Here is a 23,270-nt window from a genome sequence, read left to right as displayed (position 1 = left end):
ATCCGCTGAGTGGGAGTTTGAAATAGCAAACCGTTACCGGTCAAATAACGTCTACTTATGTCTCACGGTGTGGAACCGTGAGGGTTCACGACAGGCTCACGCGCTCCCGCGTGGCCCCGCGTCACGCGGGCGAGATCCGCCGCACCCTCAGGGTCGGCCCGTCCGCCGGGCGCGACACATCCGCGGCGTCCGACGCGTCGGCGCCCTCCGATGCGTCCGAGCCACCTGAGCCGCCAGACGCGTCCGCCGCGTCCGCCATCTCGCCCGTCACGAGGACGCGCGCCCCCGGCTCGGACGCGATGCTCCACCCGGACGGCAGGACGAGGGCGTACGTCAGCCCGTCGTCGCCGTCGAGCACGACGTGCCGGGTCTCGCCGCCGATCGTCCGCATCGTGCCCGACACGGTCGTGGACGCCCCGCCGGCCGACACGCGCCGTCCTGACGTCGGCTCCGGTGAGCCCGGGACGCCTTGCGCGGCAGGCGTTCCCGGTCGCCCACGCCGCGGGGAGGGGCGCCGGCGTGCCGGTCCGCGCGTCACGGCGTCGGCCCCGCGTGCCGCAGGGTCAGGTCGAGCAGCGCGATGGCACCGGCCTTGTCGAGCGGCTCGTTGCCGTTGCCGCACTTGGGCGACTGGACGCACGACGGGCAGCCCGAGGGGCACTCGCACGCCGCCACGGCGTGCCGCGTCGCCGCGAGCCAGTCCCGCACGCGTCGGTACCCCCGCTCGGCGAAACCGGCGCCGCCCGGGTGGCCGTCGTAGACGAGGATGGTCGGCAGACCGGTGTCCGGGTGCAGCGCGGTCGAGACGCCACCGATGTCCAAGCGGTCGGCGGTCGCGAAGAGCGGGAGCATGCCGATGGCCGCGTGCTCGGCGGCGTGCGCCGCGCCGGGGATCGCCGGCTCGTCGACGCCGGCAGCGGCCAGGTCGTCGACGGGCATCGTCCACCAGACGGCCTTGGTGCCGAGCGCATGAGGGGGCAGGTCGAGGGGATGCTCGCCGATCACCTCGCCGCCCGGCAGCCGGCGCAGGAACGAGACCACCTGGTTGCGGACCGTCACGTGCCCGAAGGAGCAGCGCACCGGCCCCCACTGCTCGTGCTCGACCTCGTGCTCGATGTCGAACTCGCTCACCGAGCGCGCGTGCGTCGTCCAGCCCGGGTCGCCGCGCACGACGAAGGCCGCGCGGTCCTCGAGGTCGAGCTCGGTGACGACCCAGGTCTGGCCCTGGTGCAGGTGGACGGCGCCCGTGTGCACCTGCGCGTGCGCGGACGCCTCGTCGACGGTCCCGACGACCCGGCCGGTGCGCGTCTCGATGATGCGCACCGGCTCGCCCGCGCCGCGCAGCGACAGGTGGTCGGCCGGCCGGTCCTCCCGCGCCCAGAACCAGCCGCGTGGTCGCCTGCGCAGGATGCCGCGGTCGACGAGTGCGTCGAGCAGCGGACGCGTCAGGGGGCCGAACACCTCGACGTCGGCCTCGGTGACCGGCAGCTCCGCCGCGGCGGCGGCGAGGTGCGGCCCGAGGACGTGCGGGTTGTCCGGGTCGACGACGGTGGCCTCGACACCACGGCCGAAGATCGACTCCGGGTGGTGCACGACGTAGGTGTCGAGCGGGTCGTCGGCCGCGACCAGCACGGCGAGCGACCGGCGTCCGGTCCGCCCCGCCCGGCCGGCCTGCTGCCACAGCGAGGACAGCGTCCCGGGCCAGCCGGCCACGAGGACGGCGTCGAGGCCGGACACGTCGACGCCGAGCTCGAGGGCGTTCGTCGCCGCGAGGCCGAGCAGCGCGCGGCCACGCAGCGCCCGCTCGAGCTCTCGGCGCTCCTCGGGCAGGTAGCCGCCGCGGTAGGCGGCGACGCGGTGCTCGTCGGTGCCGGACACGCGCTCCTTGGCGATGCGCGCCACCACCTCGACGCCGGCGCGGGACCGGGCGAAGGCGACGGTCTGGACGTCGGCTCCGACGCAGCCGGCCAGCAGCTCGCCGGTCTCGGTGATCGTGCTGACCCGCTGCGCGGTGCCGTCCGCCGCGATCACCACGGGAGGCTCCCAGAGAGCGAACGTCATTGCGGCACGGGGTGATCCGTCCTGTGTTACCGCCTCGACCGGTAGGCCGAGCAGGCGGGATGCGTGGTCCTGCGGGTCGGCCACGGTGGCCGACGCCAGCACGAACGTCGGCTCGGCCCGGTACCGCGCCGCGACGCGCCGGAGGCGTCGCAGCACCGCCGCGAGATGCGCCCCGAAGACGCCCTTGTACACGTGGCACTCGTCGACGACGACGTAGCGCAGCGCCCGCAGGAACGAGGACCACCGCTCGTGCCCGGGCAGGAGCGAGTGGTGCAGGAGGTCCGGGTTGGTCAGCACGAGGTTGGCGTGGTCGCGGATCCAGCGGCGCTCGTCGGTCGGGGTGTCGCCGTCGTAGGTCGCCGGCCGCACCCCGGGCAGCGCCAGACCGGAGACCCGCGTCAGCTGGTCGGCGGCGAGGGCCTTCGTCGGCGACAGGTAGATCGCGGTGGCCCCACGCCCGTTCGGGGCCGACGCGCCCGACACGAGGTCGGACAGGATCGGCAGGAGGTAGCCCAGGCTCTTGCCCGACGCCGTGCCGGTGCTGACGACGACGTGCCGGCCCGCGTGCGCGTGCTCGGCCACCTCCACCTGGTGCGACCACGGCGCCACGAGGCCGGCACCGGTCAGGGCGCCGAGGAGGGTCGGGTCGGTCCACGCCGGCCACTCGGCGGTCCGGGCGACGCGCGCCGGCACCTCGTGGACGTGGACGAGACGCTCCGGCTGCTGCCCGACGAGGCGGGCCAGCAGCTCTTCGGGCTCCGGCGGCGGGGCGTCGCGCCTCGCCCGCCGGCCGGCAGCGGCCGGAGCGGTCGAGATGGGCGACAGGTCCCGGTTCATGTGGAGCAACGGTAGGAGGTGGGGGTACGGTAACCGACGAGCGGGGCATGTTACTCCGCGGTCGGTCACGCAGGGGCAACGTGGCTGACCCTGTTGGACCAAGTGTGGGCTAAGGAAGGGGCACCGGTGGATCTCTCGATCACCCGCGCCGACCACGGTGACCAGACCGTGGTGCACCTCGGCGGCGAGATCGACGTGTACACCGCGCCGCTCGTGCGCGAGAAGCTGGACGAGCAGATCCAGGGCGGCCGGACCCGGCTCGTCGTCGACCTGTCGGACGTGACGTTCCTCGACTCGACGGGGCTCGGCGTCCTCGTCGGGCGGCTCAAGCTCGCGCGCACGCGCGGCGGGTCGATGCGCCTCGTCGGCAAGGACGACCGCGTGCTCAAGGTCTTCTCGATCACCGGCTTGGACAAGGTCTTCGAGATCCACCCCGACCTCGACTCCGCGCTCGCTGCGGACCGGGGGCCGGCCGCGAGCGAGCAGTCCTGACCGTCCGCCCGCGCTCCGTGTCCGACCAGCCCGGCAGCGTGCCGCCTGACCCGCCGCCTGACGTGTCGCGCGACTCCCGGCCCGAGGCGCCGAGTGACGTCCCACGTCCCGACTCGGCGCTCCTGCCTCTCCTGCGCGCCGACCTCGCCGCCGCCGGCTTCACGGTGGACGGCATCGCCGAGCGCCTCGGTCCCGTCGCGTCCGCGGCGCTGCACCGCGAGCAGCCGCTGCCCGCCCTCCTGGCGACCGCCCCGCCGTCGTCCACGTCCCACGCCGCCGCCGCCTCGTCATCCGCCGCGTCCTCCTCGGCCGAGCGGGCTGCGCCACCGGGCAGGGGGGACCCGTGCGGCACGCTGGTGCGCCTCTTCACCCTCGGGTGTCCCGTCGTGGTCGACGTGCTCGGCGACGCCCTGCCGACGCTCGGCGTCGAGGGGGCCGTCGGGCTCGGTCTGGTCCGGGTCGACGCCGACGGGCGCACCGCGCGCGCGACGTGTGACCTGCGGCCGTACGGCGACGACGCGCACGACTGGTGGGTGGCCTCCGACCTGTCCGAGATCGCGACCGGCGAACCGCTGCGACCCGACCACGTGCTCGGCATCGGTGGTGCCTCGACCACCCTCGCCTCGTGGACCATCCGCCGACCGGTCGACCGCGCCCTCGACCTCGGCACCGGCTGCGGCGTCCAGTCGCTGCACCTGAGCTCGCACGCGTCGTCGATCACGGCAACCGACATCTCGGAGCGGGCACTCGGCTACGCCCGGTTCAACGCCGACCTCGCCCGCGCACGGCTCGACACAATGGCGGGCGACCTTCTCGATCCGGTTGCGGGACAGTCGTTCTCGCTCGTCGTCAGCAACCCGCCATTCGTCATCACCCCGCGCTCGGACGACGTGCCGCTCTACGAGTACCGCGACGGCGGCCGGGCCGGGGACGCGGTCGTCCGCAGCCTCGTCCGTGACGTCGGCCGCGTGCTGGAGCCCGGCGGCGTCGCGCAGCTCCTCGGCAACTGGGAGGTGCCCGAGGGGCGCACCTGGCGCGACGTGTGGGCCGAGTGGCTCGACGACCAGGCCCGCGACGGCGTCCCGCTCGACGCCTGGGTCGTGCAGCGCGAGCTGCAGGACCCGGCCGAGTACGCCGAGCTCTGGTCGCGGGACGGGGGAGCGGTGCCCGGTAGCGAGGCGCACTCGCGGATGTACGCGGCCTGGCTCCGGGACTTCGCCGCTCGACGCGTCGCGGCCGTGGGCTTCGGCGTCGTCACGCTCCAGCGTCCCGCGACCGACCGGCCGACGTGGCGTTCGCTCGACGAGGCGACCGGCCCCGTCGCCGCGCCGATGGGCCCGAGCGTCGAGGCCGGCCTGCGCGCGCGCACCTGGCTCGCCGAGCACACGGACGACGACGTGCTCGACGTCGCCTGGTCGTGCGCGCCGGACGTCACCGAGGAGCGGCACGCGCGCCCCGGGGCGGCAGATCCTGCGGTCATCCTCGTGCGCCAGGGCGGTGGCCTGCGCCGGGTGGTGCGCGCAGGCACGCTCCTCGCGGCCTACCTCGGGGTGGCGGACGGCGAGCTGACCGCGCGAATCGCGCTCGAGGCGATCGCCTCGCTCCTCGATGCCGACCCGGACGCCGTGCGCGCCGAGGTCGTCCCCGCCATCCGCGACCTCGTGGCCGACGGCCTCCTCGTCTGACCGGCGCACCGCCCAGGAGCCGCCCCCGCTCCCGCCACCCAAACTGCGCCATGGCGCGGTTGTGGGTCGGCATCGGTCGTCCACGCCACCGAAAGTGCGCCATGGCGCGGTTGTGGGCCGGGATCGGCCATCCACGCCACCGAAAGTGCGCCATGGCGCGGTTGTGGGTCGGATCGGTCGGCAAACGCGAACGAAAGTGCGCCATGGCGCGGTGATGGCCGGAGCGGATCTGGCGACACGCTGGGGGCGTAAAAGGGTTGTGAGTGAGTGCTCACTCATTCACAATGGTCCGGTGCGACAGCGAACGGGGCGCGCCGCGCCCATGCACCCGGACGACCGCCGGGAGGCCCTCATCGGCGTCTTCCTCGACCTGGCCCACCGCGAGGGCCGGGCGCCGACGACGAGCGAGATCGCCCGCGAGGCCGGCGTCGCCGAGGGCACGATCTTCCGCGTCTTCGCCACCAAGGACGCCCTCCAGGACGAGGCCGTCCAGACGGCGTTCTGCCCCGCCCCGGTCCGCCGTTCCATCGCGGCGATCGGTACCGACCTGCCGGTCCGGGACCGGCTCGTGGCGTTCACGTCCATCATGCAGCGACGGTTCACCGAGGTCTTCGGCCTCATGGGCGCGCTCGGCCTGACCGAGCCGCCCACGCGCGGCCCGCACCTGGCCTGCTACGCCGCCGGGCGCCACCTGCGCGGCGCCACCGACGCGGGCGCCGAGGACTGCGAGCCGCACCAGCCGCTGCTCGACGCGATCCACCAGCTCGTCCTGGACGATAGCGACGCGTTCGTCGTGCCGCCCCGTGACGTCGTGCACCGCATCCGGCTGCTCTGCTTCTCGGGCAGCCACCCGGGCATCGCCGACGGCAGGACCCTGTCGCCCGAGGAGATCGTCGACACCGTGCTCTACGGCGTTCTCAGCCGGCCGCCGTCCTCCGGCAGCGGCCTCGGCATCGCCGAGCTGTACCAGGAGCTCGGCGGCGACGCCACCGCGCTGACCGGGGAGGAGGCGGCATGGGAAAGCCGTTGACCCTCACCCGGCGAGAGGTCATAGCGTCGCCAACCGGCCCACCCGGCTCAACCGGCCCAACCGGCCCAACCGGCCCAACCGGCCCGACCGCGAAGGACGCCTGAACGCCCCGCCACCAGCGAGAGCAGGGGTTCCGCGGCCTCCGCCACCCGAGTCCCCTCCCCACCGACCGAAACGACCGTACCGACGGAACCGACCGAAAGGCACACGCATGCTGATGCGACTGCTCCGCACCCACCTGCGGCCGTACGGGGGCGAGATCACGCTCATCGTGGTGCTCCAGCTCGTCAGCACCCTCGCCTCGCTCTACCTGCCGAGCCTCAACGGCGAGATCATCGACGAGGGCGTGGCCAAGGGCGACACCGGGTTCATCCTGCGCCACGGCAGCCTCATGCTCGGCGTCAGCCTCGTGCAGATCGCGGCCGCGGTCGGGGCGACCTACCTCGCGGCGAAGGTCGCCATGGGGATGGGTCGCGACCTGCGCGCCACCGTGTTCGGCCGGGTCGTCGACTACTCGGCCCAGGAGGTCGCCAGGTTCGGCGCCCCGACGCTCATCTCGCGCAACACCAACGACGTGACGCAGGTGCAGATGGTGACGTTCATGGCGTTCGCGCTGCTCGCCACGACGCCGATCCTCATGGTCGGGGGCGTCATCATGGCGCTGCGCGAGGACGTCGGCCTGTCGTGGCTCGTCGCCGTGGCCGTGCCGCTGCTCGGCCTGTGCGTCGGCCTCGTCATCTGGCGGATGGTGCCGTGGTTCGGCCGGATGCAGACCTCGCTCGACGGGGTCAACCGGGTCCTGCGTGAGCAGATCACCGGCATCCGCGTCGTGCGGGCGTTCGTCCGCGAGAACCACGAGGAGGAGCGCTTCTCCGGAGCCAACGCGGCGCTGACGGAGGCCGGCCTGCGCGTCGGGCGTCTGATGGCGCTCGTCTTCCCGATCGTCATGTTCATCTTCAACCTCTCGTCGGTGGCCGTGCTGTGGTTCGGCGCGCACCGGATCGCCTCGGGAGACATGCAGGTCGGGGCCCTGACGGCGTTCCTGTCCTACCTCATCCAGATCCTCATGGGCGTCATGATGGCGACGTTCATGGCCACGATGATCCCGCGCGCCTCGGTGTCGTCCGGTCGGATCATGGAGGTCCTCGACACGAGCTCCTCGGTCGGCGAGTCGGTCCAGCCGCTGCCGATCAAGGCGTCGACGGCCGGCGTCGAGCTCGTCGGTGTCGACTTCCACTACCCGGGCGCCGAGAACGCCGTGCTCCACGACGTGACCTTCACGGCCGAACCGGGCCGCACCACGGCGATCATCGGCTCGACCGGTGCCGGCAAGACGACGCTCATCGGCCTCGTCCCGCGTCTGTTCGACGTGTCCGGCGGGCGCGTCAAGGTCGGCGGGGTCGACGTGCGCGACCTCGCCCTCGACGACCTGTGGGCCCGCATCGGCCTCGTGCCGCAGAAGCCGTACCTGTTCACCGGCACGGTGGCCACGAACCTGCGCTACGGCAACCCCGACGCCACCGACGAGCAGCTGTGGGATGCGCTGCGCATCGCGCAGGCCGCCGACTTCGTCGAGCGGATGGAGGGCGGCCTCGACGCGCCGATCGCCCAGGGCGGCACCAACGTCTCGGGCGGGCAGCGGCAGCGTCTGGCCATCGCCCGGGCCGTCGTCAAGCGGCCGGACATCTACCTGTTCGACGACTCGTTCTCGGCCCTCGACCTCGCCACGGAGGCGCGGCTGCGGCAGGCGCTGCGGCCAGTGACCCGCGAGAGCGCCGTCGTCATCGTGGCCCAGCGCGTCTCGACGATCGTCGACGCCGACCACATCATCGTGCTCGAGGACGGCCGCGTCGTCGGCCAGGGCACCCACGACCAGCTCGTCGCCTCCTGCGAGACCTACCAGGAGATCGTCGAGTCCCAGCGCAGCGCGGAGGAGGCGGCCTGATGGCCGAGGGAGTCAAGAGTGCCGAGGAGAAGGCCGCCGAGGCGCGTCGGGGACCGGTGCGACGCGGTGGGCCGCCGCACATGCAGGTGGGCCAGCCGACCGAGAAGTCGCTGAACTTCGGCCCGTCGGCCAAGCGCCTGCTCGGGCGGCTCGCACCGGAGCGGGCGAAGCTCGTCGTCGTCATCACGCTGGCTGTCGTCAGCGTCGTGCTCAGCTCGATCGGCCCGAAGATCCTCGGCCGGGCCACCGACATCATCTTCGCCGGGTTCATCGGTTCGACGATCGGCTCGAAGCTCCCACCGGGCACGACGAAGGAGGAGGCGGTCGCGGCCACCCGGGCGGCGGGCAACACGACCCAGGCCGACCTGCTGGCCAACGTCGACTTCACCCCGGGCGTCGGCATCGACTTCGAGGCACTCAGGGGCGTGCTGCTGCTCGTCGTCGGGCTCTTCGCGGTGGCCTCGCTGCTCATGTGGGTGCAGGGCTGGATCCTGCAGGGGCTGCTGCAGCGCACGATGTTCCGGCTGCGCCAGGACGTCGAGGCCAAGCTCAACCGCCTGCCGCTGCCCTACTTCGACCGGCAGCCGCGCGGCGAGGTCCTCTCGCGCGTCACCAACGACATCGACAACATCGGGATGTCGCTGCAGCAGACGCTCTCCCAGCTGTTGACGTCGCTGCTGACGGTCGTCGCGGTGCTCGCGATGATGTTCTGGATCTCGTGGCTGCTCGCCCTCATCGCGCTCGTGACGATCCCCGTCTCGGTCATGGTCACGGCCGCCATCGGCAAGCGCTCGCAGAAGCTGTTCATCCAGCAGTGGCGCAACACCGGCGAGCTCAACGGCATCATCGAGGAGACCTTCACCGGTCACGGCGTCGTCAAGGTCTTCGGCCGTCAGAAGGAGGCCCGGGAGGCCTTCACGACCAAGAACGACGAGCTGTTCGGGGCCGCCTTCGGTGCGCAGTTCATCAGCGGCATCATCATGCCGACGATGATGTTCATCGGGAACCTCAACTACGTCCTCGTCGCCGTCGTCGGTGGCCTGAGGGTCGCCTCCGGCTCGATGAGCCTCGGCGACGTCCAGGCGTTCATCCAGTACTCCCGCCAGTTCACCCAGCCGCTGACGCAGGTGGCCTCGATGGCCAACGTGCTCCAGTCCGGCGTCGCGTCGGCCGAGCGCGTCTTCGAGGTGCTCGACGCCGAGGAGCAGGAGCCCGACGCCGGCAGCCCGGTGACGATCGCGGACCCGCACGGTGCGGTGGCCTTCGATGACGTCTCGTTCTCGTACCTCCCCGACGCGCCGCTCATCGAGCACCTCGACCTGTCGGTGCGCCCCGGCCAGACCGTCGCGATCGTCGGCCCCACCGGCGCGGGCAAGACGACCCTCGTCAACCTCGTCATGCGGTTCTACGAGCTCGACGGTGGCCGCATCACCCTCGACGGCGTCGACATCCGCGACCTGACGCGTCACGACCTGCGCTCGCGCATCGGCATGGTGCTGCAGGACACCTGGCTCTTCGGTGGCACGATCCGCGACAACATCGCCTACGGCCGTCCCGGCGCCTCCGACGAGGAGGTCCTCGCGGCCGCTCGGGCCACCTACGTCGACCGGTTCGTGCACTCCCTGCCGGACGGCTACGACACGGTCCTCGACGACGAGGCGAGCAACATCTCGGCCGGCGAGAAGCAGCTCGTCACCATCGCCCGGGCCTTCCTGTCCGACCCGGCGCTGCTCATCCTCGACGAGGCGACCAGCTCGGTCGACACCCGCACCGAGCTGCTCGTGCAGCAGGCCATGGCGGCGCTGCGGTCGGACCGCACGAGCTTCGTCATCGCGCACCGCCTCTCGACGATCCGCGATGCCGACCTCATCCTCGTCATGGAGGAGGGGCGCATCGTCGAGCAGGGTTCGCACAGCGAGCTGCTCGCCCGCGACGGCGCGTACGCGCGCCTCTACCAGGCGCAGTTCGCAGGCGCGGCGGCCGACCTCGACGTCGACGGTGTCGCGGGAGCAGCGGGAGTGCCCCAGCTGGCCGGGGTGGGAGCCGCGGTGCCCGGTCCCGGCGGGGGTCCGGGTGTGCCCGCTCCGGACGACGCCGTCCCGGCGGACGCGACGGGCGAGTAGCCGACGGGCGAGTAGCCGACGCGTGGGCCCCGGACCGGACCGGTCCGGGGCCCTCGGCATGCCGAGGCCCACGGCGTGCCGGGCCCAGGCGCACGGCGTGCCGGCCGGGGCCGATCAGCTGCTCCTCCGCGTCAGGGCTCGAGCAGGACGGCTCCCGGGCCGTGCCCGGCCAGCACGTCCGAGGGGTTGTTGAGCGCGCAGGTGCGCAGCGACAGGCACCCGCACCCGATGCACGAGTCGAGCTGGTCACGCAGCTTCTCGATGCGTCGGATCTGCTCGTCGAGGCGGGGACGCCACGACCTCGACAACCGGGCCCAGTCGCTGGCCGTCGGCGTCCGGCCGTCGGGCAGCGTCGACAGCGAGGCGGCGATCTCCTCGAGCGAGAGCCCGACCCGCTGCGCGGCCCGGATGAAGGAGACGCGTCGGATGGTGGCTCGCTCGTAGCGTCGCTGGTTGCCGCTGGTGCGCACCGAGGAGACGAGGCCGAGCTCCTCCCAGTAGCGCAGCGCCGACGTCGCGACGCCGGTGCGCTCGGCGACCTGCCCGATGGTCAGCCCCGCCATCTCAGGCGATCCTCGCCTCGGGCAGCCGGGACACGATCTCGTCGACGGTCTCCTCCGGGGTCTGCTGCGAGCTGTCGAGCCACAGCCCGATGTGCGGCGTCTCGGTGCGCACCTTGTGGTCGAAGTCGCGGATCGACCAGAGGTCGCCGTAGCCGACCTTGACGCGCTCGGCCTCGCGCCGCATGACGGTGCCGACGTCGGGGGCGAGCATGACGAGGCTGAGGGGACGGGCCCTCACCTGCTCGAGGAACGGCATGAGACTCGTGCCGACGAAGAGGTCCTGGACGACCACGGTGAACCCGGCCTCGGCGTATGCGTTCGCCGTCTGCGCCGTGATCCGGTGCCGCAGGGCCAGCTGTCGCTCCGCCTCGGGGTCGCCGTGCGGCGACAGGTCGACGCGGCCGCGCACGACCATCCGGCGGAACTCGTCGCCGCGCAGGTGCACCGCGCGGCTGAACCGCTCGGCGAGCAGCTGCGACACGGTCGACTTGCCGGCGGCCATGACACCCGTCACGACGATGACCTGCGGCGTGTCGCCGGTGCCGTGGAGGAAGGCCCGTTCGCTCACACGCACACCTTAGGGTGCCGACGCGCCGAAATGGCGTCGTACTTCAGGTGACGTTCAAGTTCGTCGCACACCCCGACGCGGGGACGCGGCGTGGAGCGGCCGTCGGCGTCAGTACGTCGGCGTCAGTACGTCTCGGCCTCGTCCGGGGTGGCTCGGCGCACGACGACCCGCGTCCAGGCGCCGACATAGAGCCGGTCGTCGTCACCGAGCTCGGTCTTGGGGCCGACCGCGATCGCCTGCTCGGGCAGCGGCCCGGAGGCCGGCCCGACGTACGTGCCGTTCGAGCTGCCGAGGTCCTCGACGAACCAGCGCGTGCCATCGGTCGTCAGCTGCGCGTGGCGGCGGCTGACGCCCGGGTCGGACGACAGGTCGATCTCCGGGTTGGTGTTGCGGCTCGTCGACACCCGGCCGAGCAGGACGCTCCGGTGGCGCAGCGGCATGATGACCGGGAGCCCGGGGGACGGGCACGGGTCCTCCGCCTCCTGCGTCTGGTACCAGTCGGGGTCGACCCACACCTCGGCGAGCCACTCGAACGGCTCGGCAGCCGAGCCGACGCCAGTGCCGGCGCCCTCGCCCGGGGACGGCGACGCCTCGCCCGGGGACGTCGCCGCGCCGGAGGGCCCGGCATCGCGCGGCATCGCACCGGTCGTGAAGTCGTAGCCGCAGGCCTCGCAGAAGAGCGCGCCCTCGGCGTTCTCGGTGTGGCAGTTCGGGCACTCGAGCACCGACGGCGCCGGAGGCACGGCCGGGCCCTGGGGCTGCTCCGGCGCGGCCGAGCCGGCCGTCGCGCCACCCGGCGTGTCGAGGTCGAGGGACGAGCGGCCCCCGCCGGACGTGCCGGCGGCCGGACCAGCTTGCACGGCAGACGAACCCGGGCCCGGCGCCGACGCCACCGACCCGCCTGAAGCACCCGACGCACCCGACGCACCTGACGCGGCCGGCTGGGCGGACGCGTCGATCGGCGACCCGCACGTGTCGCAGTAGTCCTCGGCCTCGGAGGTGTGGCCGTTGGGGCAGACCGCGCTCATCGGCGCACCCGGCTCGTCTTCGTCGACGCGGTGTCGAGCGACATCTCGTCGATCTTGCTCGCACCCTTCTTGAGACGGACGGTCCCGGTGTCGGCGTCGTCGATCTCGACGACCTTGCGCAGGCGCGAGGTCATCTCGTCGTTCCCGGTCTGGTCGGCCAGCTGGACCGCCCGGCCGAGCTTGGCCGTCGCGACGTCGTCCTGCCCGGCCGCCTTGGCCGCCAGGCCCTCCTGGATGACCGTGGCGAGCTCGGCCTGGCCGGTGTAGGCGGCGACGGCGGGGTCGATGCGGGTGGTCAGGGAGTCGTCGTTGCTCCACTTGGCCTTGACGAGGCCCTGGGCGAGCGGGTCGGACCCGAGCGAGATCTGCACGCGCGCGGCGAGCTGCTCCTGCCCCAGGGTGCGCGCCGGCAGGCGGACGGCGACGTGGTAGTCGCGGCTCTCGTCGCTCCACGCGCCGGTGGGGTAGGCGTTGGTCAGCGGGTTGATCGGCTGGCGTCGCGGCGTGAGGTCCTCGAGCGTCGGGGACACCTGCTTGACGAAGAGCAGCTCGGCACCCTGCGGCACCCACACGCGCAGCTCGGCGTTGGCGACGCCGCGCGACATCGAGGCCCGCATCATGGCCTCGAACTCCGCCGCCATCTCCTCGGGTGCCGGGATGAGGTCGACGGTGCCGAGCAGGGCCGAGGCGATGCCGCGCACCTCCTCGACGCGCCACTGGTCGCCGACGCCGCGGCAGTCGCACTGGAAGACGCCGATGCAGCCACGGACCGCAGCCTGCAGCGACGCCGGGGTCTCACCCTCGTTGACGCCGTCGGTGAGCAGGATCGCGTGGCGCTTGGTGACGTGCGGCACCGTCTCGAAGATCTGCCGCGCGAGCGTCAGCCACGTGCCCATCGCCGTGCCCCCGTTGGCGCGCAGGCCGTCGATGGCGCGGCCGGCCTCGGCCCGCGTCCGGGCCGACATCGGCACGAGGGCACCCTGGTGGCTGTAGGGGTAGACGATCTGCGCGGTGCCGTTGCCGGCGACGATGGAGAAGAGTGTCCCGTCGACGATCTCGGCGAGCGCCGCCTTGGCCGCCTCCCCGGCGGCCTGCACACCACGACGGCCCATCGAGCCGGAGGTGTCGATGAGGATGACCTCGGCCGCCGACCCCGGGTCGGCGAGCCCGGCGGAGGCCCCGGCCGACGCGCCGGCCGACGTGATGCGCACGATCGCGTGCACGTCGGTCCCGCCGTCGGGCAGGAACTCGTTCTGGAACACCTCTGCGGTGAAGTCAGCCATCGGTCGGGTCCCCTTCCTCGGGCGCGGCCCCCGCCGTGCCCTCGTTCGCTGTCGATCCTTGCCCAGCCAGTCTGGCGAGGGCAACCGTGATGTTGTCGCGCCCGCCCTGCCCGTTGGCGAAGTCGACGAGCGCGCGGGCCAGTGCGTCGGGCGTGTCCCCGACGCGGGCGACGCTCTGGCGCAGCAGCGCCCGGAGGTCCTCCGCCTCGGAGCAGTAGTTCCACAGCCCGTCGGAGCAGACGAGCAGCCAGCCGGGGGTGGCCGTCAGCGTCGTCACGTGCGGCGTGAGGTCGTCGGGGGCGTCGCGGCCGAGCCAGCGCGTGATCGAGTGGGCGTGCGGACCGTTCTCGGCCTCGCGACGTGGCACGCCGGAGGTGATCTGCTCCTGGGCGAACGAGTCGTCCTGCCCGAGCTGGCGGGCCGGCTCGGCGTCGTCGTCCGGCAGCCAGTAGACGCGGCTGTCGCCCACGGTGCCGGCCACGACGACGCCGTTCTCGACGACGGCCGCGGCGAAGGTGCACGACGGCGGGTTCGGCACGTCGTCGACGACGGCCTCCGCGACCGCCTCGTTGGCCCGTGCGACGGCGGCGGTCAGGGCCCGGGACGCCGTGCCGGACCACGCCTCGGGGGTGCCGGCGCCGCGCGGGAACGGCTGGTCGAGCACGGCGCGCGCAGCCTGCGCCGCGGCCAGCGAGGCGATGTGCGAGTCGGTGGCCATCGAGACGCCGTCACAGACGACGAGGACCGCCCGCGAGCCGGGCGCCTCGCCGGCGCTGAGCGCCATCGCGTCCTCGTTGCGCGAGTGGCGGCGGCCGATGTCGCACAGTCCGGCGACCCACGCGGCGGGCGCCTCGGCGAAGTGGTCGCGGGGGTCGGGTCGCGGCGAGCCGCACCGGTCGCACCACCCGTCGACGATGCGCCCCTCGTGGCACGTCGGGCACGTGTCGTCCGGCTCGGTCCCACCTTCACCCGTACCGGCACCCGCGCCGGGGACCCCGGCCGAGGGCACGGCGCCGGTCCAGCCCACGTCGAGGGGTGACTCCTCGCCGGCCGGTGCCGTCTGCGGCGCGGCCGTCATCCCGGCCGTCATGCCGGCCGGCGGCTCGGGCGCGCTCGCCTGCGGCAGACCGCTGCCGACGACCGACGCGGCCAGCTCCGTGCCGCACGCCTCGCAGAAGGTCGCGTCGGCGGCGTTGGCCGTCCCGCACGCGGGGCAGGGCCGTTCCCCGCCGGGCGCCTCGGACGCGACGGTGGTGTCGGAGGGCTCCGAGGGCTTGGAGGGCTCGGAGGGCTCGGAGGGCTCGGAGGGCTCGGAGGGCTCGGAGGGGGCGGCGGCCGGCACCGCGGACACGCCGGGGCCGGTCGGGGGCAGGTCGGTCACCAGAGGCTCCAGGGTCGGATCGTGTTGGCCTCGTCGACGAGCGGCACGCGCTCGGCGAGGTCCGGCGTGCGCCGCGCCAGCTCGCGCAGCGACTCCTCGAGCCCGAGCCGGAGTCCGGTCGGCGTCGTCTTGTGCTCGCCGATGAGCAGGTCGGCCTTGGTGCCGGTCTTCTCGACGGTGGCGAGCGCCTCACGGTAGATGAGCGTCGTCAGCTCTGCCTTGCGCCGCGCCGACAGCGACGTGTCGTCGAGGGTGCGCAGCGCTTCGGCGAGGTCGGGCAGGCCGCGGTTGGCCCGGGCGAGCAGCTCGGCGAGGCCGGCACGGGCCGTGCGGTACGCGCTCGACTGCAGCGGGACGAGGCGGTAGGCGGCCACGGCGCCGTCGACGTCGCGTCGGGCGGCTCGGATGCGGGCGAGCCCGAAGGCGGCCATCGGCACGTACGTCGAGTCGGTGCGGGCGCAGGCGGTGTAGAGGTTCTCGGCGACGACGTCGTCGCCGGCGCGCTCGCTGGCGTGGGCGAGCGCGAGCTTGGGCGCGAGCTCGCCGGGGACCTGGCCGTAGACGGCGTTGAACGCGGCCTGGGCGGCACGGGCGTCGCCCCGCTCGAGGGCGGCCAGGCCCTGGATCCACACGGCTCGCCACTCCCAGGGGTCGTTGGCGAGCAGCTCGCCGGCCGTGGCCTCGGCGACGTCGCGCTTGCCGGCGTCGAGCGCGGTGCGAGCGATGTCGAGGAGCACCTCGGTGGTGCGTGCCGCGGCGCGCTCGAGGGCGGTGAGCCGCTCGGCGGGCGCTCCCGTGACGGTGCTGAGCCAGCCGGTCTGCGGGTCGTGGGGGTCACGCCGTAGGGCCGGCAGGTTGCGCCAGTCGTCCGGCTCGATGCCGGGCGTGGGCACCTCGAACAGCAGCGAGCTGACGGTCGTCGACGCGGCCCCGGCGTTCTGGTCGAGGGCGACGACCTCGCGCAGCACCCCCACCATCTGGGAGCGCAGCTCGTCGGCCGACACGAAACGGTCGTCGCGGTTGGGCGCGCACGCCTTGGCCACGAGCCGGTAGAACGCGTCGTACCTCTGGAAGACCGGCACGGAGTCCTGCGGCGGGAGCGTGTTGAGGTAGGTCGTCTGGTACCCGCGGAACTCCATCGTCAGCACGACGAGGGTGCGCCCGATGGTGTAGATGTCCGAGGCCACCGAGACGCCGAGCTCGGCCACCTCGGGCGCCTGGTAGCCGACCGTGCCGAAGATCGCGGAGTCCTCGTCGTCGGCCCGGCGCACGCCGCCGAGGTCGATGAGCTTGACCTCGTCGCCCACCTGGATGATGTTGTCGGGCTTGAAGTCGCAGTAGACGAGCCCGAGGTCGTGCAGGTACTGGAACGACGGCAGGATCTCGAGGATGTAGGCGAGCGCCTGGTCGACCGGCAGCGGGTCGTAGCGCCCCGCCGCCTGCATCCGCTGCTTGAGGATCGACTTGAGCGACGTGCCGCCGACGTACTCCATGACGATGTAGCCGGCGTCGTCGTGGGTGACGAAGTTGTAGATCTCGACGATGCTCGGGTGCGACACCTGGGCGAGGAACCGCTGCTCGGCAATGGCCGCCGCGAGGGCATCGGGGTCGGCGGAGTTGAGCAGGCCCTTGAGCACGACCCAGCGGTCCGAGACGTTCTTGTCGCGGGCCAGGTAGATCCAGCCGAGACCGCCGTGCGCGAGGCAGCCGGCCACCTCGTACTGGCCGGCCACGAGGTCGCCCGCCTTGAGCTTGGGGTCGAAGGAGAACGGCTGCCGGCACTTGGCGCAGAACCCGGTGGTGCGTCCCGGCCTGCCGTCGCGGCCGCGGCCCACGGGCTCGCCGCACTTCGGGCAGAACCGCTTGTTCTCCGGGACGGTGGGGTCGGTGAGCAGGGCCTTCTCGGCGTCGATGGTGGGGGCCGGGCGCACGGTCGTGATGCCGCCACCGAGACGGGCCGAGCGCAGCCGCTGGGAGCTGCTCGTGCGCCGGGTCGCGATGCTGCCGCCCTGCCGGGCCCGCTTGGAGCCCAGGGCGGTCGAGGCGAGGTTGCTCGACGCGGCCGACCGCGAGGAGATGTCCGGGCTGGTGCCGGCGGGGCCCTCGCCGCCCGAGGTGGCCGACATCGCGCCGGACGCCGGCGGGACCGGTGCCAGCGAGGCGACCTCGGCCTGCTCGGCGGGCGTGCCGCACACGTCGCAGTAGCCGGCGTCGATCGTCCCCGTGCACCCGGGCTGGCGGCAGGGCGTGCCGTCGGGGACGGCCGTCCCTCCCGACGCCCCGGCCCCGGGGGACGGAGCGAGGCCGGCGGACACCGGGTCACCCGAGCCACCCGAGCCACCCGTGGCACCCACCTGGCGCGTCGCACCGGACGCGGTGCCGGCCGTGGCGAGGGCGGGGGCCGGCGTCGACCCTGCGGCCATGCCGCAGACGTCGCAGTAGCCGTCGACGATGGTGCCGGGGCATCCGGGCTGCGTGCACTTCATGGTCGCTGCCTCTGGGGTCGGGTGCTGGACGGGGAGGGGCCGCGGCCGCCGGACGCGGTCGCGCCGGTGCTCCCGCCGGTGCCGGCGCCGCTCGCGCGCGGGACGCGTCCCGGACGCGTCGCGGCGTCGACGTACGCCTGGTAGGCGGCGGCGAGGGCGCGGGCTCGGCCCACCGGCAGCGGGGTCGTGCCGAGAACGGCGTCGAGGCGGGACCGCAGGTCGGCGACGTCGGCGGCGACGTCGGGCTCGAACGCCGCCGAGGCCGCCATGGCCCCGACGGCGCCGGCGAGACCGACGACCTCGTCGCGCTCGGCGAGCCCGGCCGCGTACGTCTCGTGGGCCAGGTCGAGGGCGCGGCCGACGCGGTCGAGCTTGTCGCGGTAGGCGGCGAGCTCGCTCGCGCCCTGCGGGACGGGTCCGAGCGCGCGGACGTTGGGGATGGCCAGGTGCGGTGCCGGCGTGATGGCCGCGAGGCAGGCTCGCTCGAGGGCCCGGATGGCCTGGGCCCGGGCGTCGAGCTCCTCGACCTGCTGCTGGGTCCGGATCCGGCTCCGCGCCGCGGAGGCCCGCTCGGCGGCGGCGACGATGAGGTCGCGCTCGAGCACGGCGATGTCGATCTCGAGCGGCGCGATGAGGCCGCCGGTGTCGGCGCCGCGGCGGGCCCGCTCGACGACGTCCGCCATGCGCCGGTCGAGACGCGCGAGCCTCTCGGCCGCGTCGTCGCGCTGGACCCCGGTGGGCACGAGAGGCACCTGGTCGCGGACCCGCTCGAGGCCGGCCCGCGCGACGGTGATGCGCTGGCTCGCCTCGGCGGCTCCCGGGGCGAGGGATGCGCGGGCCTGCAGGGTGCGGGTCAGCGAGTCGAGGAGGCGGCACGCCTCGGGCAGGCTCACCGCCAGCGACCCGCTCGAGGGCAGCGACAGCTGCTCGGAGGTGTTGGAGTCGAGCCGCCCGTGGATGAGCGTCGACAGGCGCTCGGCCTCGGTCGGCCCGACGCGTCCGCCGTCGAAGGTCGTCTCGAGCAGGACGAGCCGGTCGCTGACGGCCTTCCAGAACGTCAGGGCCACCGTGAGGTCGCCGGTGATCGTGGCCTGCTCGGCCGGCGTCAGGCGCAGCACGGCGCGGTCGACCTCGCCGAGGTCGGCGCGCCGCTGGGCCACCCAGTCACGCAGCGCGAACAGGTAGGTCTGCGCCTCGGCCGCCTGGACGGGCACACCGAGTCGGCCCGGGGCGGTCGGGGCCATGACGCCGGCGCCCGGTTCGGGCCCCGGGGCCGGCACGGACGCGGGAACGGCCGTCATGCGCGTCCGTACACGGGGGTGGGGGGCTTCGGCGCCGGGCCGAGCGGACCGGCGAGCCAGCGGTCGTACATCGCCGTCCACTCGCCGCTCGACTCGAGGTCGGCGATGACGCGGTTGACGTACCGGGCCAGGAACACGTTGCCCTTGTTCATGCCCAGGCCGTACGGCTCGACCGTGATGGCCGGCGCCTTGGTGACGACGGTGTTCGGGTCCTGCGCGGCCAGGCCCGCGAGGACGGTGTCGTCGCCGGTGATGGCGTCGGCCTTGCCCTGCTGGAAGAGCACGAGGCAGGCGGTGTGCGTCGGAGCCGTGACGACGAGCGGCCCCTGGACCTGCTGCAGCTTGGTCAGCGACGTCGTGCCGGCGGGCGCGCAGACCCGCTTGCCGGCGAGGTCCTTCAGCGACAGGTTCGCGGCGCCGGGCAGGTTGCGACCGACGAGGACCTTCTGGCCCGACCGGTAGTACTCGGCCGAGAAGGCGATCTTCTGCCACCGGTCGCACGTCATCGACATGTTGCGGGCGACGATGTCGAGGTCCCCGCTCTCGAGCAACGGCAGGCGGTCGGCCGCGGTGATGACGCGCAGCTGCACCTTGTTCGGGTCGCCGAAGATCGCCTTGGCCACCGCGCGCGCGAGGTCGATGTCGAAGCCCTGGATCCGCCCCGTCGCCGGGTCGTTGGCCCCGAAGAGGTAGGTGTCGGCCGAGACGCCGACGCGCAGGTACCCGCGGTCGAGGATCTGCCGCATGCCGGGGTCGGTGACCTGCGACCGGCTCGGCAGGCTGGGCAGCGGGTCGTAGGACTGGGTCGGGTTGGCGCACGCCTGCGGAGCGGCGACCGGTGCCTTCGAGGTGGTGCTGGCCCGGGTCTTCGTCGGCACGGGCGTCGCCTCGTAGGTGACTGCTGAGCAGGCGGCTAGCGTCCCGAGGGTCGCGACCGCCACCGTCGTGGTCAGGACCCGACGCAGTGCGGCGTTCATCGGTACTCCTCGATCCGCTGGCCGATGCCACGGACGACGAGCCACGAGGCGACTAGCGCGGCCAGCGCGAGCCCGACGGCATAGACGGGGGCCGATCCGCCGAGGCCGTGGAGCTCACTGATCGCGCTCGTGCTGGCCTTGTCCCGGAGCGTGGCCGCGGCGCTGTCGAAGGTGGCGAAGGCCGCGGCCGCGCCGTCGGCGCCGGTGCTCGTCGACAGCGCGACCGCCTGGTCCCACTGGCCGTTGGTGTCGAGCTGGCGCACCTTGAGGTGCACGGTCCGGTAGGCGGTCCACTGGGCCCCGAGCGTCCCGGAGCGGTCGACGCCCTGGAGCGCGGAGCGCACCGCGCTGTCGTCGCTCTTCCACTTGTCGTCGTAGGACTTGCCGGAGCCGCGCTTGATAAGGGTCAGGCTCTCGTTGGCCCGCGCGTCGTTGGCGGCGGTCGTGACCCCGGCGAGCCGGACGGCGGTCTGGTAGTCACCGTCGGCCACCTGACGCGTCGTGCTGGCGACGCCGCCGATCGTCGACGCCGCGACGAAGAGGCCGACGACGAGGATGACGATGGCGGCCGCGAGCGACGGGTTGAGGTAGCGGTGCGTGCGCTTGGCCAGCCACACCGCCACGAGGACGAGCACCACGAGCGACAGCAGCCCGGCCAGCAGCTGCAGGCTGGAGTTGCTGCGGTCGAACTCGGCCCGGGCGCGCTGCTCGTTGGCCGACACGACGGCCTCGACGACCGGGATGGCGTCCGAGCGCAGGCCGTCGCTGGCCTGGGTCAGGTACTGCGCGCCGACCGGCAGGTTGAGCCGGTTGTTGGCCCGGGCCTGCTCGACGAGCCCGACGTAGGTCTGCACCTGCTGCGACAGCACCCCGAGCGCGGCGCCGTCGGCGGGCTGGGCGGCAGCCGCCTCGGACAGGCTCCTGGCGACGTCCCCCATGGCCTGCTCGTACCGGGAGCGCGACTGCGCCGACTCGACGCCGCCGACGAGGAACGCGTTGGTGGCCAGGGCGTCGGCGCGCAGGAGGTCGACGTGGATCGACTGGGCCCGGACCACCTGGGCGGTGTTGTTCGCGGCGCGCTCGACGGCCGACTGCGACGCGAGCAGCGCGTTGGCGCTGACCGCGCCGAGCAGCAGGGCGGCGACGACGCCGACGAGGCCGTACAGGCGCATCCGTCCCGGCGTGCCGTGCAGCAGCCTGGTGGCGACGCCACGGGCCCCCGGCAGGCTGCCGGCGATGGTCCGCGGCTGCGGCCCGCCGGCACCGGGGGGCCCACCCGAGCCGCCCGAGCCGCCGGGCGCGCCCGCCGGGACGGCGACCGGGATGTTCGTCGTCGGTGCGCTCATACGGTGTCCTCGCTCGGATCCTGGCTCGGGTGGTGCTGCTCGTCCGAGACTGCCTCGCCGCCGGCTCCGGTTCCATCGGGGTTCGCCCTGAGCGGGTCCGGATCCGACGGGGCCTCGGTGTCGGGGGCGTCGGGGACGTCGGGGTCCTCGGGGGCGTCCGGCTGGTCGGTGAAGTCGTCTCCAGTGAGTAGACGCAGGTCGTCGCGGGTCGGCTCCGTCGCGTCCCGCAGCCGCCACGCGTGCCGCGACACGGCGGCCTCGAAGAGGTTGCGCGAGAAGCGTCCGTTCCCGAAGGCGGAGGTGCGGGGCGTGGCCTGCAGGATCGCGCGGACCCGGTCGTGGGCCTCGGGGGTCAGCTCGTAGTCGCTGCCCTCGGCGATGGCGTCGAGGATGCGGACCAGCTCGTCGTCGGAGTAGTCGTCGAACTCGATCGTCGTCGTGAACCGGCTGGCCAGGCCCGGGTTCTGGGTGATGAAGGTGACCATCGGGTCGGGGTAGCCGGCGACGATGACGACGAGCCGCTCGCGCCGGTCCTCCATCTCCTTCACGAGGGTGTTGACGGCTTCCTGGGCGTACTGGTCGCCGGTGAGGGAGTAGGCCTCGTCGACGAAGAGCACGCCGCCGTCCGCCTTCTGGCACACCTCGGCGGTCTTGATGGCGGTCTGGCCGACGTACCCGGCGACGAGCTCGCTGCGGTCGACCTCGACGAGCTGGCCCTGCGGCAGCAGCTCGAGCGCGCGGTAGATCGCCCCGATGAGCCGGGCGACCGTGGTCTTGCCCGTGCCCGGGTTGCCGACGAAGACGAGGTGCCGGCTCATCTTCGGGGCCCTGAGCCCGGCTTCGGTTCGCAGCTTCTCGACGGTGAGCAGGGCGACCTGCCGGTGCACCTCGCGCTTGACCCGGTCGAGGCCGATCATCGCGTCGAGCTCGGCCAGCAGCTGCTCGACCGTCTTCCGTGGCTCGACGGTGGGCTCGGGCTGCGGCGCCGAGGCGCCCGTGAGGGCTTCGGCGTCGGACAGGGTCCCCGACGGACCGGCTTGGGCCCCAGGCGGATCCGTGGGTCGGGGGCCCGTCCCGGGCAGGTCCGGCGATGCGGTACCGGACCCCGGCACCCCGACCGGCACCCGTGGCGTGGCCGCCGGCACCGGTGGCCTGGTCGCGGGATTGCTCGCGGGCGCCGGTGGCAGCGCGGTGCCCCGGGCCGCGGCGAGGTAGACGCCGGCGGTGGCCGACGCGTTCGCGATGACCCAGATCGGCGCGGTGCCGAGCATGACGGCGGCCGAGGCCACCTCGGTCAGCGCCTCGGCGTACTCGTCGGCAAGGGAGTGGCCGGAGCCGACGAGCGAGGCGAGCAGGTCTGTGGGTGCGGCCCGCCACCGGCGTCCCCGCGACGCGGCGTCGAAGAACGCGGCGTTGACGGCGGCGAGCTCGGTCAGGCCCGGGTGGGCCACCTCGGCCCAGCCGGCCGCGGCGTCCGGGACGGACTCCGCGAGCGCCGCGGCGACCCGCAGCCCCTCGTCACGCGCCGCGGTCGGGTCGAGGCCGGCCTCGGCGGCGACGTCGGTCAGCTGCTCGAGGCTCTCCGCGAGCCGCGAGCCGCTCGCGGAGGAGTGGGGGACGGGTGAGGTGTCGGGCATGCGTCACTCCGGCGGGGCCAGGGGAGAGGGTGCAGGGGGCGAGGCCGGCGTGGACGGCGACGGCGCCGGTCGCGACGCGCTGGGCGACGGCGTCGGGTCGGGCCCGGCGAGACCGAGCGAACCGCCGGTCGAGGCCCCCCCGAACTTCTGCTCGAGGAACTGCCCGTGGACGATGATCGCCTCCGCGTCGGCCCGGCACACCGCGTCGTAGACCTTGTCCATCGTCGTGCCGAGCAGGTCGAGCTGGTCGACGAGGAGCATGACCGAGCTCTTGCCGCCGGCGATCGGACGCGTGTCCGCCCAGTCGCGCGGCAGGCGCAGGTAGTTGCCGATCGCGACCGGCAGGTAGTCGGTGGCCGTCGCCATGACGCTGAAGCCCTGGGCGCTGCCCAGGCCCAGCTGGTCGAGGCGCGGCAGCGTCTCGCGGACGACGCGCGTCACGCGCAGCAGGCGCGACAGGACGACGCCCGGGACGCGTCCGGCGCGGGCCCTGTCTCTTATACACATCTGACGCTGCCGACGACGGA

General features: G+C 73.6%; 18 protein-coding genes. 5 read left to right on the top strand and 13 right to left on the bottom strand.

The genetic code is table 11. From position 1 onward, the window contains the following. Window positions 1-121 precede the first annotated feature (121 nt). The gene (locus ACR9ZK_RS12080) at window positions 122-430 is read right to left on the bottom strand and encodes a hypothetical protein (protein WP_481342163.1); all 309 of its coding nucleotides are present in this window, start codon (window positions 428-430) and stop codon (window positions 122-124) included. A gap of 104 nt (window positions 431-534) precedes the next feature. Continuing rightward, the gene (locus ACR9ZK_RS12075; protein ID WP_481342162.1) at window positions 535-2,898 is read right to left on the bottom strand and encodes a DEAD/DEAH box helicase; all 2,364 of its coding nucleotides are present in this window, start codon (window positions 2,896-2,898) and stop codon (window positions 535-537) included. A 126-nt stretch (window positions 2,899-3,024) separates the two neighbouring features. Here ACR9ZK_RS12075 and ACR9ZK_RS12070 point away from each other — a divergent pair, with 126 nt between their 5' ends. The 5 genes from ACR9ZK_RS12070 (at window position 3,025) to ACR9ZK_RS12050 (ending at window position 10,173) form a co-directional block, all read left to right on the top strand. After that, a complete protein-coding gene (locus tag ACR9ZK_RS12070; protein ID WP_481342161.1) occupies window positions 3,025-3,390 on the top strand; it encodes an anti-sigma factor antagonist in 366 nt (121 codons plus the stop codon). A 17-nt stretch (window positions 3,391-3,407) separates the two neighbouring features. Next, the gene (locus ACR9ZK_RS12065; protein WP_481342160.1) at window positions 3,408-5,075 is read left to right on the top strand and encodes a DUF7059 domain-containing protein; all 1,668 of its coding nucleotides are present in this window, start codon (window positions 3,408-3,410) and stop codon (window positions 5,073-5,075) included. A 292-nt stretch (window positions 5,076-5,367) separates the two neighbouring features. Then, window positions 5,368-6,105 (top strand): TetR/AcrR family transcriptional regulator, encoded by a 738-nt coding sequence (locus tag ACR9ZK_RS12060; RefSeq protein WP_481342159.1) that lies wholly within the window; start codon window positions 5,368-5,370, stop codon window positions 6,103-6,105. A 211-nt stretch (window positions 6,106-6,316) separates the two neighbouring features. Next, on the top strand, window positions 6,317-8,050 hold the full coding sequence (locus ACR9ZK_RS12055; protein ID WP_481342158.1) for an ABC transporter ATP-binding protein: 1,734 nt from the start codon (window positions 6,317-6,319) through the stop codon (window positions 8,048-8,050). Then, window positions 8,050-10,173 (top strand): ABC transporter ATP-binding protein, encoded by a 2,124-nt coding sequence (locus ACR9ZK_RS12050; protein WP_481342157.1) that lies wholly within the window; start codon window positions 8,050-8,052, stop codon window positions 10,171-10,173. The genes ACR9ZK_RS12055 and ACR9ZK_RS12050 overlap by 1 nt, the downstream gene beginning before the upstream one ends. A gap of 131 nt (window positions 10,174-10,304) precedes the next feature. Here the strand turns inward: ACR9ZK_RS12050 and soxR are convergent, their stop codons facing one another. The 11 genes from soxR to ACR9ZK_RS11995 all read right to left on the bottom strand — a co-directional run bounded on the left by soxR (window position 10,305) and on the right by ACR9ZK_RS11995 (window position 23,250). Next, window positions 10,305-10,736, bottom strand: coding sequence for a redox-sensitive transcriptional activator SoxR (gene soxR, locus ACR9ZK_RS12045; RefSeq protein WP_481342156.1), 432 nt, complete (start codon window positions 10,734-10,736; stop codon window positions 10,305-10,307). 1 nt (window position 10,737) lies between these two features. Beyond that, entirely contained in the window at window positions 10,738-11,304 is a 567-nt protein-coding gene (locus ACR9ZK_RS12040; RefSeq protein ID WP_481342155.1) for an AAA family ATPase, read from the bottom strand. A 122-nt stretch (window positions 11,305-11,426) separates the two neighbouring features. Then, window positions 11,427-12,332 carry an FHA domain-containing protein gene (locus ACR9ZK_RS12035; RefSeq protein ID WP_481342154.1) on the bottom strand — a complete coding sequence of 302 codons (906 nt, stop codon included), beginning with the start codon at window positions 12,330-12,332 and terminating at the stop codon, window positions 11,427-11,429. Then, window positions 12,329-13,615 (bottom strand): VWA domain-containing protein, encoded by a 1,287-nt coding sequence (locus ACR9ZK_RS12030; RefSeq protein WP_481342153.1) that lies wholly within the window; start codon window positions 13,613-13,615, stop codon window positions 12,329-12,331. Before ACR9ZK_RS12030 ends, ACR9ZK_RS12035 begins: the two co-directional genes overlap by 4 nt. After that, the gene (locus tag ACR9ZK_RS12025) at window positions 13,608-14,996 is read right to left on the bottom strand and encodes a protein phosphatase 2C domain-containing protein (RefSeq protein WP_481342152.1); all 1,389 of its coding nucleotides are present in this window, start codon (window positions 14,994-14,996) and stop codon (window positions 13,608-13,610) included. Before ACR9ZK_RS12025 ends, ACR9ZK_RS12030 begins: the two co-directional genes overlap by 8 nt. After that, a complete protein-coding gene (locus ACR9ZK_RS12020) occupies window positions 14,993-17,482 on the bottom strand; it encodes a serine/threonine-protein kinase (protein WP_481342151.1) in 2,490 nt (829 codons plus the stop codon). Before ACR9ZK_RS12020 ends, ACR9ZK_RS12025 begins: the two co-directional genes overlap by 4 nt. Further along, window positions 17,479-18,783 carry a hypothetical protein gene (locus ACR9ZK_RS12015; protein ID WP_481342150.1) on the bottom strand — a complete coding sequence of 435 codons (1,305 nt, stop codon included), beginning with the start codon at window positions 18,781-18,783 and terminating at the stop codon, window positions 17,479-17,481. The genes ACR9ZK_RS12020 and ACR9ZK_RS12015 overlap by 4 nt, the downstream gene beginning before the upstream one ends. Further along, window positions 18,780-19,760 (bottom strand): glutamate ABC transporter substrate-binding protein, encoded by a 981-nt coding sequence (locus tag ACR9ZK_RS12010; protein ID WP_481342149.1) that lies wholly within the window; start codon window positions 19,758-19,760, stop codon window positions 18,780-18,782. Before ACR9ZK_RS12010 ends, ACR9ZK_RS12015 begins: the two co-directional genes overlap by 4 nt. Further along, the gene (locus tag ACR9ZK_RS12005) at window positions 19,757-21,106 is read right to left on the bottom strand and encodes a hypothetical protein (RefSeq protein ID WP_481342148.1); all 1,350 of its coding nucleotides are present in this window, start codon (window positions 21,104-21,106) and stop codon (window positions 19,757-19,759) included. The genes ACR9ZK_RS12010 and ACR9ZK_RS12005 overlap by 4 nt, the downstream gene beginning before the upstream one ends. Further along, on the bottom strand, window positions 21,103-22,743 hold the full coding sequence (locus ACR9ZK_RS12000) for an AAA family ATPase (protein ID WP_481342147.1): 1,641 nt from the start codon (window positions 22,741-22,743) through the stop codon (window positions 21,103-21,105). The genes ACR9ZK_RS12005 and ACR9ZK_RS12000 overlap by 4 nt, the downstream gene beginning before the upstream one ends. 3 nt (window positions 22,744-22,746) lie before the next feature. After that, complete coding sequence (locus ACR9ZK_RS11995; RefSeq protein ID WP_481342164.1) at window positions 22,747-23,250, bottom strand: hypothetical protein; 504 nt, start codon at window positions 23,248-23,250, stop codon at window positions 22,747-22,749. Window positions 23,251-23,270 lie beyond the last annotated feature (20 nt).

The sequence above is a fragment of the Monashia sp. HAY1-5C genome (assembly GCF_056755255.1).
This window is presented reverse-complemented; position numbering and strand designations above follow the sequence as displayed.